The following is a 12595-nucleotide window of genomic DNA, read 5'->3' as shown; positions in this document are numbered from 1 at the left end:
CATAGTGAACCCAAAATAAAGCTTTTTATAAAAAGAAGTACGTACATTTTATTTATAGCTATAACTTCGTAGTACTAGTTTATATAATAAATTTGGTAATAACAGCTTTGCTTCACAACATAAATTAAACTCAGAAAGTACTCATTGAGCTTTCGTAATGACTCTCATAAACTAAATTAGGATAACAGGGTGTATATTATAAATTTTGCGTAATCCGGCCGACAGGGTAAGGTAGCAAAATTTATAATATACACCCTGTTATCCTTGAACATATAAATTGAGTCATTATGAAAGCTTTAATGAGCACTTTCTGATTTCCAACAAACTACAGAGCAAAGCGTACTACTACGCTAAATTTTAATTTGTATAACATAGATGGTATTGTTCAGATATGTAAAAACAGTTGTACAAAAGAATAATATCCTCTATAATACAAAAAGATAGACAAAAGAATACAAAGTTAGGAGTTAATAGAATGAAAAAAATCGGAATTATAGGCGCAATGGACGAAGAAGTAAAGCAGCTTAAAGATAAAATGTCAAATGTTCAGGTAAAAACCAAGGCTTCTATGGATTTCTATTCCGGCACTATTCATGGGAAGGAAATTGTGGTGGTGCGTTCCGGAATAGGTAAGGTAAATGCAGCAATCTGTACCCAGATATTAATTGATGAATTTCATATTGAAGCGGTAATTAATACTGGTATTGCAGGATCCTTAAAAGCAGAAATTAATATAGGTGATATTGTATTGTCTACAGATACACTTCATCATGATATGGATGTAACGGGTTTTGGACATGCATATGGCGTTATTCCAAGAATGGAAACTTCCACATTCCCTGCTGATAAAGGGCTAATTCAGCTTGCTAAAAAGATATGTGAGAATGTAAATCCGGATATTCAGGTGTATCTTGGAAGAGTAGTAAGTGGTGACCAGTTTATTGATGATAAAAATAAGAAAAATTGGATTGCAAGTCAGTTCCAGGGCTTCTGTACAGAAATGGAAGGTGCGGCAATAGCTCAAACCGCTTATCTGAATCATATACCATTTTTAATTGTTCGTGCTATTTCAGATAAGGCTGATGATAGTGCCAATATGGATTATTATGAATTTGAAGCACAGGCAATCCGCCATACGGTTAACTTAATGGCAGGACTTATTTTAGAAATATAGAGATTTATTAAGCTAATTCTGTCTAATAAAATTTGTTCATAAATTTAACAGGGGCACCAAGAAGTCTCCTTCCTCTATAGGTGGGAGATGAATCGGTGCCTTTATTTCTTGAAAAATCCCCAATAATAAGATGATAGAATCATACTAAATTATTCATAGAGTTACATAATAACATATAACATATCTAATAAAATTGATGTGCTGTTTTGCTATATATATCCCCCATTAGTATAAGCGAAAAAACCCTCTAAGGTTCCATATGGGATTCTAAAGAAGAAAGATAATTTGGAAAAATGGATGAACAAAAAGGAACTGATTGAAAGAGAACCGGCACTCTATGATATCTCAATGATGACGGATCAAGAACAACGCTAATGTTTTTGAACTATTAATTTCTGTAGAAACCAAAACATATGGCTTGAAAGACGCGACTGTATCTGATTTGTGGAAAATAAAAGGAGAGCATTGGGAAATAGAAAAAATCTCCACTGGATGCTGCATTCAAAGAGATAATGCGCTGACTTTTATATTGACATTAGTTACCATAAATGGTAAAATATACTTAAATTAATTTGGAAACGTTACCATTTATTTATATATTTAGTGTAAATATTTCTGTTACAGAAAATGCCCATTAAAATGCCCTATGTGTTTCCAACCTTTTAATGAAAAAACGGAACTTGAGTTTAATACAATATATACATATCTGGACGAATTATCTTCACTTGGAACTAAATATGTTCAATTTAGTGGAGGTGAGCCCTTATCATACGCACTTAACAAAAGTTATTCTTTATGCTAAAGAGAAGGGTTTGAAAACTCGTATTTCTACATCTGGAGTTGGATTAACAGATCAAATGGCTCAACAATTGAAGAATGTGAGATTAGATTACTGTCTCTTATCGCTTAATGGTTCAAAAGAGCATATACACAAGTTGTCTAGAAGTGGCTTTGATGAGACAATAAAAGCGTTACATATATTATCAGATGCGTACATACCAACCTCAATAAACTGGGTTGCAAATCATGGAAACGTTTCCGATTTACCGAAGCTCATTAATTTAGCCAAATCAAATGATGTAAAATATATCAGTTTACTGTCAAACAAGAAAAGTAATTCAGATAAGGCTCTAATATTAATTATGGAGGAGTTATGAAAAAAAAGACTCTATATAACATATTTTTTGTTCTTTCAAAAACATGGAAATACGAGAGGCCTATTATTTTAATTATTTTTTTACAGGTAATTAGTGGTGTGCTGGTGCCTTTAATTTCTATTTACTTGCCGTCCACAATGTTAAACAGTTATGATTGGTTTGTAGATAAACATCTAAATGTATTAAACTTGACGAACATGATAACATAAATGAACTTTATGTATAAACCTTCGCCGTATTGTCAAATAAAAAGCGTATTTAATGAGTATCCTATATGTAGAGATGATCATTTAATTGACTTTGGTTGTGGAAAAGGTAGAGTTTTAATAATGGCATCAGAATACGGCTGCAAAAATCTGTACGGTATTGATATCAGTAACTATAGTTTTCTACTGGCGATTGCGGATAAAAGTAAACAAATTGATTTATTAAAATTGTGTAATGCATTATTATATAATGATGGAATTATTGTATTTGACATTTTTCAGACTTGGATAGATATCATTGAAAAAAAAGAAAAAGATCAATGCACTCGCTTTCGGCTTGGAAATCGTGAATTATATATTGTATATACGAAACATTTAATAGATCAAAATCAACAGCTACATCGTTTTGATTTTACACATGAATCTGTTGGAAAAGACAAGGTTAATTATATGTATTGGTGAATAGATCCATTAAATTTTTCATTGACAGAAAGTGACAGAATAAGAAACCTTATACTAAAAAACAGGATTAATTTTATTTCTAAAAGCGGAATATTAATTAAATATGCGATTACATGTCTATGACTGTCAACCGATTGTTGTCCCCTTTCTCTTTTCAAAGATTTGGTTATTCGTTATAATAACTATAGCTTATGGGAAGAAAGGGGATATTTTTGTGGTAAAAGAACTTTTTGATAAGAATATTTTTATTTACATAATGTGTGGGCTGTTTGGGTTTGGGATGTTACTTAAACTTATATTAAGTTTGGTATATTCCGGACTGATTAGGGCTTCTGAGAATATGGGCTCGGCGAAAAATAAACTGACCCAATTGATGAAATTGAAGTTTGAAACCTTCTACAAATTGAAGATAGGTGTGAATAATGTGGATATCTTTGTGGATAAGTATGTATATCATCACAAATTCTGTGGAGTTTTGTTATCAACATGGGAGAATATTGGTGGACAAGTTCTTATGCTATGTCTTCTCATAGGCTCTGTCAGCTCGATTTTAGGCCTTATCTATGAATGTGGAAAAACTCAAATTTTGAGTGTATTTTCTGTGGGTATTATTACAAGCGGATTGTTGATAGTTATGGAAGGTGTCCTAAATCTATCCGGTAAAAAAGAACTGATTCGCTTAAATATGAAAGATTATCTGGAGAATTTCTTAAAGGTACGCTTAGAGCAACAAATTCTTTCTCCGGAAATGATGGAGCAATATAAAAAAGAGTATTTGGAAAAAGAAGATAGAAAGCCAGAGGATATGAATCCTGGTATGGCGGCTGCTGGATCCTCTTTTATAATGGTTGAAAAAACAGAAAGTATGGGTAAATCCTTTGCTGGCAAAGTAAATCGATCCTCTAAAAAAGAGAGAAAAGAACTGGCTCGTATGGAGGCTGCTCAAATTAGAGAAGCAGTAAAATTAGAAAAAAAACGCAGAAGAGAAGAGGCAAAGGATAGAAGAATCCAAATGAAGTTAGAGAGGGAACAGAATAAGAAGGATAAAAAATTAGAGGCAAAAGAAAGCCGATTAGAAGCCCGTAGAATAAAAGAAATGAAAAAAGAAGAAGTAAAACTGGCCTTAGAACATAAACGTGCGGAAGAACGTGCGGAACTGGAACGAAAAAGGGATGAATTAAGAAAAGCGGAAGAAAGAAGAAGAGAAGAAAAAATAAAACAAGAAGAAATACGAAAGGCCTTGTTAATAGAAAAACGTATCGAAAAAGAGGACAAGAAGAAACATGGAACTGAACAAAAGACAATTGCACAGGAAAGAAAAGAAAACCTAATGAAAGAAATCCAAGAAAGAAGAGAATCAGAGAATGTTGTTAAGAAGCAGAATCAGGAAGAGGAGTTAGGAATCCTTAATGTGGAAAGCAGCAATGAAAAGGAAGCTCCCATCCTGTATGTAAAAGAATATACGGATAATAAAAAAGAAGCAGAAGGTGTTTCAAAAGACAGTATAAAAGAACATAAAGAAGTAAAACCAAAGGAAAGTAACAATGAATTGATTGCAGCCGATAGTAAGAAAGAAAGCAAATCCGGCAAGGTATATCAGAATAAGTCACAGAACAGAGGGAGCAGCAGTAAAAGGAGAAAAAGTCCAGATCAGCTGGAGGACAAATTAATTGAAGATATCTTGAAAGAGTTTTTAGCTTAATAGATAAAGCGAAAACGAAATGAATTAAAAAACTTGAAATGATTCAAAAGCACTGAGATATAAAAATCTTGGTGCTTTTTTTATTCAGGCAATAAAACCACAAAGCCTGTAACTCTGACTTATAAACACAGGATAGACAATTATAATATAGTAATAGTAAATTTATTTGCTTAAATATGAACATTATTTTCATACCTTATTTTAGGAAATACTAAGAAAATCCTAATTAGATACATCTTATAAAGAATAGTAAGAATTTGCCGATATACCATATAGTACCAATTACCTATATTTATAAGATAAAATATCGTAAAAGGACTTACGATAAGAATTCAAGGAGGAGGACATTATGAGCACAATATCTCAAACAGATGGAAGTATAGCAAAGACAAGCTATACATCAACAGAGACGGCCCAGAAACCATCAAAGGCCGATTATGGTAATATTATAGGTTCACCGGAACTTAGCGAAAAGGCACAAAAATACTACGAACAGTTGAAAAAGAAATATTCCCACATGGATTTTATTCTAGTTAGCATGGATAAGAAAGAAGAAGCAAAAGCCAATGCCGGAAAATACGCAAAAACAAATCGTATAGTAGTACTTATTGATACAGAGAAAATAGAGAAAATGGCCTCTGATGAAAGCTACAGAAAACAGTATGAAGGAATTATTAGCGGCGCTGCAGCTCAGTTATCACAATTGAAATCAAGTCTGGGCAGTAATGCAGACAGTGTAAAGACTTATGGTATGCAGGTAAACGATAATGGTACAGCTTCTTTTTTTGCAGTTGTTGATAAATCTTTAGCAGCCCAGAAAAAGCGTATTGAAAAAAATGCAGCCAAAAAAGCAGAGGAAAAGAAACAGTCTGAGAAAGCAGCTAAAGAAAAGCGGGCGGAAAAGAAAAGAGCAGAGGATAGCAGTAAGGCGGATACGGATAATAAAGCAGAAGATATAATAACAGTAACAGCCTCATCTATTGAGGAATTGATTCAAAAGATAAATAATGTCTTATATGCAGGAATGAGTGACAATGTTCAAACAGAGAAAGAAAAACAGATTGGACAGAATATAGATTTTAAAGGATAACACTTAATAAAAATAAAAAACTGCCCATTACTATAGTGATGAGAGGTTAAAACAGGAGGTGCAGAATATGTTAAGCATAAATACCGATGAAATAAAGAATAAGCAGAATACGCTTTCAGCTATAAACAAATATTCATCAAGTGCTGAAAGGAATCAAGTTGGCAATAGTTCTGGGCGGAGTAAGAAAACAAGTATCTCTCCAAAGAAAGATTGCCTGTATATTTCCCCAGAAGGTATAGAGATGCTGCAGGAACGGAAGACAAACGGGAATCCATTTTTGATAGAAAATAAACAGAATAGTCTGGAAAAGTTATTGGAATCCTATCGGGAACAGCTTGAAGCAAGTAACGACGGGAAAGATGGATTTCGAGATATGGCAAAGCTTATGGAAATTGCCAGGAGAATAGCCAGAGGTGACAAAGTTCCTGCAAAAGATGAGAAGAAGCTGATGGAATTCAGTCCAGAACTTTATCAGATAGCAAAAGCTGCAGCTATGCTGCATGCAAATAAAAAACATAAAAAACATAAGTCTATGTTTGACGATGAAGAAAATAATAACATAAGAAATAAACTGAACAGTTTGGAACAAGAAAATTTGGTTACAGCGGAAGGCGGAAAAAGTGATGGTGCTGCTGATGTAGAAGTGTTCACTATGGAATAAATTGAAAACAATATAGAAAAACAGAAAGATAAGTTCTAAAGGAAGCGTATGCTATATTTACTTAGCCTGATAATTGGTTTTACAGAAACTTTAGTTTTAGTGTAAAAAAATATAAAGGAAGTTAAAGTGCAATAAATAAAATAAGTTCTTCTTTCAGTTCATATATTAAAACAAATCTTAAATTATAATTTGGAGTTATTTAAGAATGACGGAGGAAGATAGAAGAAAGATAATTAGCGAAGATTATATGGACGGTATTGTGGAACATACCATCAGTCCGGAAGAATTTTCAAGATATGCAGGTGAAGCAATTAATTACATCAATGATAGATTTGCGGTGATTTATGTTCCTATGTCACGTATTCCAGAAAGATTAATCGGTTCCATTGCCTATTCAGTCATACCAAAGCTGTTTTCCCTGTTGGATTTATCCAGTCTTGAAGAAATGGGCGTAACAAGGCTTCAAAGGATACCTTATTTGTCCCTGAAGGGGAATGGGGTGTTGCTAGGTTTTCTTGATACAGGAATAGATTATCAAAATCCTATATTCCAATATTCAGACGGAACCACCAGAATTGTATCCTTATGGGATCAAACAATAGAGAATATGCAGGCTTCTTCTGATATATTTTATTACGGTACGGAATATACCAGAGAACAGATTAATCTTGCCCTGGGAAGCGAAAGGCCATTAGATATTGTCCCAAGTACTGACGATATAGGGCATGGAACAACCCTGGCAGGACTTGCCGGTGGAACTCCGGATGAGTCAGCAGAATTTTCAGGAGTAGCTCCATTATCAGAGTATGTAATCGTAAAATTAAAAAATTCAAAAATGGAATTGAGAAATTATTTTGGAATAGCTGAGGATGCAATTAGTTATTCAGAAAGTGATATTATGTTTGGGTTGGCATATTTGGTTAACACAGCCAAAAAATTGAACCGTCCCATTGCCATATGTATCGGATTAGGAAGCAATCAGGGTAGTCATGAGGGATTAGGGCCCTTAAATGAATTGATTTCATCTTATTCGAGACAAATTGGAATTTCAATTGTCATTGCTGCCGGTAATGAGGGCAGTGCCAGGAGTCATTTTTATGGTGAAATTGATAGTGCAGTAGGCTATACACAGGTGGAATTAAATGTAGGAGCAAATCAAGGGAATTTTTCCATGGAGTTATGGGGGAATATACCGGGTACCTATTCTATTGATATTATTTCTCCCTATGGAGAATATATTCCTCGAATTCCAGCAAAAATCGGTGAATTCAGAACCATTCGTTTTATTTTTGAGTATACCACTATCTATATTGATTATGTGGTTGTAGAAGCTTGGTCCGGTGATGAACTGATCTTAATCCGCTTTAGAGACCCTACGCCGGGTATATGGAAATTCAGAGTTTATGGAACAAAAGTCAATTCAGGTTTTCATATATGGCTGCCTGTCCGGGGGTTCATATCAGAAGAAACTTTTTTCCTGTCTCCAAATCAATATACTACTATAACTGAACCGGGAAATGGTTTTTATTCCATTACAACTACGGCATACAATCCTAAAAATCAAAGTCTTTATATTAATGCCAGCAGAGGCTACACCCGTTACGATATAATTAACCCGGACTTTGCTGCACCTGGTGTAGAGGTTTTCTCTCCTTTACTTAATGGTAAATATGGGTTGACCTCGGGAACCAGCACTGCTGCTGCATTGCTTACAGGGGTTACCGCTATGCTGCTTGAATGGGGAATTGTTAATGGTAATAACCGATCCATGGAAACTTATCAGATTAAAAAGTATTTAATCCGTGGGGTGGATAGGATGCCTACTCTAAGTTATCCCAATAGGGAGTGGGGTTATGGAACTGTTAATATTTATGGTACTTTTGAAAGTTTAAGCGGAGAGTAATAATAATCTCCTTGCAGACATTACTAGAAGGTCCTCGCTAAAAGCCTTAAATTCAAGCTTTTTGTGAGGACTTTTAAGAGGCAAGGTATTAATCAAATATAAATATTTTCTCAATTGGAACATTCACAGCTCTTGAAATATCAATTGCTAATTTCAATGATGGATTATACCTTCCAGCCTCCAGCCGAATAATTGTTTCCCTGCGGACATTAACTAATTCAGCTAATTTTTCCTGAGATAATCCTGCTGCTTGGCGATACTCTTTTAAATTACAAATGAATGTAGGCATATTATCACTCCCTTAATGTTTTTCATAATAGCAAAACAAAAAAGCATAAGTTAAAATAGTTGCCACCCATCCGATTACGCTGATAAGCACAATGACTTCCTTTGGAATAAATGAGTAAGACGAGCAGAAACCAACAACAAATTTACCCATGATGAAGTAGCTAAAAAACGAAAAGAAGCAAAACAGAAACAAGTTACTTACATTATGGTTTACGAAATATCCAAAACCTCCAAAACCAAAAAAACCAAAAAATCCAAAATACTTAGAACTTTTGTAATTGAGTTTTATTTTCTTCATTGTCACCAGCTCCTTTTATAGTGATGTATTTATCACGTTACAAATATATCACACAACTCTCTCCATGTCAATTGTAAAAATATATTCGGAAAACAGATGTATCTGTTTTTATACAGGAAATTAAAGACTTGAAAATAATAATAATTTGTGATTAAAATCCATATAATTAAAACAAACTAGTGGATCGAGGAATTCATGATTATACATGTTGTACAACCTGGCGAAACAATTTATGACATAGCGGCTGATTATAATGTATCGGTTACAAGATTGATAGAAGAAAATGGGATAATAAATCCTGAGAATCTGGTTGTGGGGCAAACTGCTGTAATTGCATACCCTAATTCGGTTTATATAGCCCAGGAGGGAGATACATTGGATACCATAGCTGGAGCCTTTGGTGTTACCAGAATGCAGTTGCTTAGGAATAATCCGTTTCTTTCAGACAGAAATAATATTTATCAAGGCGAGACAATTATTATTAGTTATGAAACTCAGGGCAGTGTCTCCATAAATGGATATGCCTACCCCTTCATAGATAGGAACATACTTAGAAAAACACTGCCATTTCTAACCTATTTAACCATATTTAATTTTAGGACTGTTACGGGAGGTGAAATTGTAGGTAGTGACGATACAGAGATTATCCAAATTGCTAAAGATTATGGTGTTGCTCCTCTTATGTCTTTATCAACATTAACCTATCAAGGAAAAAGCGATGTTGAAGCAGTAAATAGCATCTTATATGATGAAGAAGCCTTAGAGTATCATATTAATAATATTTTAAGTATCTTAAGAGAAAGAGGATACTATGGATTAAATATATCATTAGTGAATCTAGAACAGCAAAACAGACTGGCTTATGAAAATTTTATGACCAAATTATCCTCCCGTATAAAAGCAGAGGGATATGTATTATTTATTACTATAACACCAAGAGTTATATTAACTTCAAATGAAATATCTTTTGAAAATGTAGATTATACGGTTTTAGGCCAGGTTGCAGATTTTTTGCAAATTCTATCCTATGGCTGGGGTTCTTCTGTAGGTCCTCCATCTGCTACAACACCTGCTTTTGTAACAAATACGCTTCTTGAGAATGCCGTTACTATGATACCACCGGAGAAACTATATTCCGGAATATCTGTTATTGGATACAACTTTGAAAGTCCATATATAATAGGCATTTCAAGGGCGAATGCCCTAACCACGGATGCAGCTATTGAGTTGGCCTTACTAACAGGTTCAACTATATTGTTTGAAGAAAGATCCCAGGCTCCTTATTATGAGTACTATACTACCTCCGCAGGAACCCAGGTCAGACATACTGTATGGTTTAGTGATGCAAGAACTATCGATTCATTAGTGAAGTTCATTCCCCAATTCGGAATTCAGGGTACCGGAATCTGGAATATTATGAATTACTTTGATCAAATGTGGCTGGTGATAAATTCCCAATATAGTATAAATAAAGTACTTCCGGAACATTAAGGATTAAATCCGGTTGTAAAGAGTTGTAATCAGTCCATAGCGAGAGACAAGAGGATATTTATATAATGCTAATTTTAGGCGTGAAAGTATTTGACTTTCATGCCTTTTTAAATTGGATCACTTAAATAAATCATTGAATTATATATCATGGTGATAAAAAATGATTTCAGCTGTATAATAAGAAAAGGTTATTTCGCATTTAATTTTAATGCTGAAGATTGAAATGGCAATACACTCTACGGAGCGTTGATTGTATATTTTAATATTATCAATTATTATGGCTGTATATGGAGGTAAGACAATTGGATAATAAAAAAGTTGGAACATTGTTATACCGTCTTCGTAAAGAAAAACAAATGACCCAAAAGCAGATTGCGGATATGATGAATATAAGTGATAAGACAGTTTCAAAATGGGAACGAGGTCTGGGGTGCCCTGATGTATCGCTGCTTAGAGAACTTTCTAATATATTTGATATAAATATCGAAAGAATTTTGGCAGGTGATTTGGAACCAAATAATGTGGAATCCGGTAATTTGAAGCGAATTAAATTTTATGTATGTCCCAATTGCGGAAGTGTTATTACAAGCATGGGCAATGCGGATATATCTTGCTGCGGACGAAAATTACTCCCCCTTGTTCCAAAACCGGCTGATGATATGCATACTGCAAAGGTTGAAGACATGGAAGGTGAATATTATATTACTTTTTCCCATGAAATGAGTAAAGTACATTATATTACCTTTATGGCTTATGTTACAAGCGACTGTATTTTACTTACTAAACTTTATCCGGAACAATCACCAGCAGTACGATTTCCTAAAATAAATGGAGGCAGGCTTCAGCAAAAGTATGGCGGTAATTTGTATTATTACTGTAATAAGCATGGCCTTTGGGTCTTATAGTTAGAAAGAAGGTAATATTTATGGAAAAGCATTCAAGAAAAGAATTAAAAGAACAATATAAAAATAGAGTAGTAATCGGTGGAGTATATTGCATTAAATGCAATGCAAATGGCCGTATGTGGATTAAATCCACTAAGGATATGCAAAGTGTAAAAAAACGTTTCGAATTTTTTACTGAAACAAATACGTGTCCTGAAATGTGTATGTTTGCAGAATGGAATCAGTATGGATCAGAGACATTTTCCTTTGCTGTACTTGAAGAATTAAAAAAAGGAGAAACACAGACAGAACGGGAATTTTCGGATGATATTGACGCTCTGCTGGAAATGTGGATTGAAAGCAAAGACAGTAAAATATAAATTTCCTGAAGCTTTGCTTTCAATCCTATGTTCATAACCTTTTTAGAAATTTATTCAAATATATCAGGATTGACCATTGGGACTATTAGTTCACATAATTCGTTCTCTTTATCATAGCCCCAGAAGCTTTGATAAAATCCATCACCAAAACCAGAAGCAATCATTACCATTTTGTTTCTGCTATTCGGATTTGTCCATTCTATAAAATCGCCGTCCTCCCGTTGATAGGCAGGCAGTGCTTTTTCACTTTCGGTGAAGAAATGGGCAAAGTAATCGTTATAATGATTTTTACCTTCGTTTTCTTTATGCCATTTGCTTAAAAAAGCCCGATACTCCTCTGCAACTTGTACATCACAAAAGGACATCATTCCTGCATCTACAGGAAATCCTGTCATAACACCGTTCGTACATTTTGCAACTGCAGTCTCTTCAGTAGGTTCGGCACAACTATATCTTACAGCTTTGGTATCCTTAACTTTTAATCTCCCAGTACACATACGAATTCCAATATAGGGATTCCTGCATATGGATACTTCAACCGGATATGTACCAATAGGAATATTTACAGCAAGTTGAGGAGAAAGTTTTCCGCTGGTAAGATAGCAGAGAGGATCAGATACAATTATTTTCCCACTGGGACAATCAATTTCTCCAACAGTTAAATAAAACCTCGTTTGGCTTTTCACAAATTGTCCTTCTATATCAGCAACATTGATTTCTGTTTGACTGATGTACTTTAAATTTTCTTTAAACAATATTTGGACTTCCGGCTGTTTTTTCTCTGGTTCTGTTACTTTATCATTTGTTTTTTTCTTTTTTGAAAATAGTCCCATGTGATTTTTTCCTTTCAAAAGATAGGCTTAAATAAATTTGCTGAACATCCTCGATTTTCAGATGCC

General features: G+C 34.1%; 13 protein-coding genes and 1 pseudogene. 11 read left to right on the top strand and 3 right to left on the bottom strand.

Annotation, left to right across the window (positions count from 1 at the left end; genetic code table 11):
* The first annotated feature begins 475 nt into the window (after positions 1-475).
* From BM183_RS06785 to BM183_RS06745, 8 genes and pseudogenes are all read left to right on the top strand, one after another.
* Positions 476-1174, top strand: coding sequence for a 5'-methylthioadenosine/adenosylhomocysteine nucleosidase (locus tag BM183_RS06785; RefSeq protein WP_091685526.1), 699 nt, complete (start codon positions 476-478; stop codon positions 1172-1174).
* 646 nt (positions 1175-1820) lie between these two features.
* Positions 1821-2331: pseudogene (locus BM183_RS06775) on the top strand (radical SAM protein).
* Positions 2328-2540, top strand: a complete 213-nt coding sequence (locus BM183_RS06770) for a hypothetical protein (RefSeq protein WP_091685521.1) — start codon at positions 2328-2330, stop codon at positions 2538-2540. The pseudogene BM183_RS06775 and the gene BM183_RS06770 overlap by 4 nt, the downstream one beginning before the upstream one ends.
* A gap of 120 nt (positions 2541-2660) precedes the next feature.
* Positions 2661-2999, top strand: a complete 339-nt coding sequence (locus BM183_RS06765) for a hypothetical protein (protein WP_091685519.1) — start codon at positions 2661-2663, stop codon at positions 2997-2999.
* 214 nt (positions 3000-3213) lie between these two features.
* Positions 3214-4701, top strand: a complete 1488-nt coding sequence (locus BM183_RS06760) for a hypothetical protein (protein ID WP_091685517.1) — start codon at positions 3214-3216, stop codon at positions 4699-4701.
* 349 nt (positions 4702-5050) lie between these two features.
* Entirely contained in the window at positions 5051-5791 is a 741-nt protein-coding gene (locus BM183_RS06755; protein ID WP_091685516.1) for a DUF6033 family protein, read from the top strand.
* Between the two features lie 67 nt (positions 5792-5858).
* On the top strand, positions 5859-6452 hold the full coding sequence (locus tag BM183_RS06750; RefSeq protein ID WP_091685514.1) for a hypothetical protein: 594 nt from the start codon (positions 5859-5861) through the stop codon (positions 6450-6452).
* A gap of 205 nt (positions 6453-6657) precedes the next feature.
* Entirely contained in the window at positions 6658-8355 is a 1698-nt protein-coding gene (locus tag BM183_RS06745; protein ID WP_091685512.1) for a S8 family peptidase, read from the top strand.
* 88 nt (positions 8356-8443) lie between these two features.
* Here BM183_RS06745 and BM183_RS06740 read toward each other — a convergent pair whose 3' ends face one another.
* Together BM183_RS06740 and BM183_RS06735 are read right to left on the bottom strand one after the other, a co-directional pair.
* The gene (locus BM183_RS06740) at positions 8444-8644 is read right to left on the bottom strand and encodes a helix-turn-helix transcriptional regulator (RefSeq protein WP_091685511.1); all 201 of its coding nucleotides are present in this window, start codon (positions 8642-8644) and stop codon (positions 8444-8446) included.
* Between the two features lie 12 nt (positions 8645-8656).
* Positions 8657-8941 carry a DUF3796 domain-containing protein gene (locus tag BM183_RS06735; protein ID WP_091685509.1) on the bottom strand — a complete coding sequence of 95 codons (285 nt, stop codon included), beginning with the start codon at positions 8939-8941 and terminating at the stop codon, positions 8657-8659.
* A gap of 195 nt (positions 8942-9136) precedes the next feature.
* Between BM183_RS06735 and BM183_RS06730 the strand changes: the two genes are divergently transcribed.
* The 3 genes from BM183_RS06730 (at position 9137) to BM183_RS06720 (ending at position 11696) form a co-directional block, all read left to right on the top strand.
* Positions 9137-10432 carry a LysM peptidoglycan-binding domain-containing protein gene (locus BM183_RS06730; protein ID WP_091685507.1) on the top strand — a complete coding sequence of 432 codons (1296 nt, stop codon included), beginning with the start codon at positions 9137-9139 and terminating at the stop codon, positions 10430-10432.
* Between the two features lie 302 nt (positions 10433-10734).
* Positions 10735-11337 carry a helix-turn-helix domain-containing protein gene (locus BM183_RS06725; protein ID WP_091685505.1) on the top strand — a complete coding sequence of 201 codons (603 nt, stop codon included), beginning with the start codon at positions 10735-10737 and terminating at the stop codon, positions 11335-11337.
* A gap of 20 nt (positions 11338-11357) precedes the next feature.
* Positions 11358-11696 (top strand): GIY-YIG nuclease family protein, encoded by a 339-nt coding sequence (locus tag BM183_RS06720; protein ID WP_091685502.1) that lies wholly within the window; start codon positions 11358-11360, stop codon positions 11694-11696.
* A 50-nt stretch (positions 11697-11746) separates the two neighbouring features.
* Here the strand turns inward: BM183_RS06720 and BM183_RS06715 are convergent, their stop codons facing one another.
* Entirely contained in the window at positions 11747-12529 is a 783-nt protein-coding gene (locus BM183_RS06715; RefSeq protein ID WP_091685500.1) for a DUF4241 domain-containing protein, read from the bottom strand.
* Between the last annotated feature and the right edge of the window lie 66 nt (positions 12530-12595).

The organism is Anaerocolumna aminovalerica (genome assembly GCF_900115365.1).
Taxonomy (GTDB): Bacteria; Bacillota; Clostridia; order Lachnospirales; family Lachnospiraceae; genus Anaerocolumna; species Anaerocolumna aminovalerica.
This window is presented reverse-complemented; position numbering and strand designations above follow the sequence as displayed.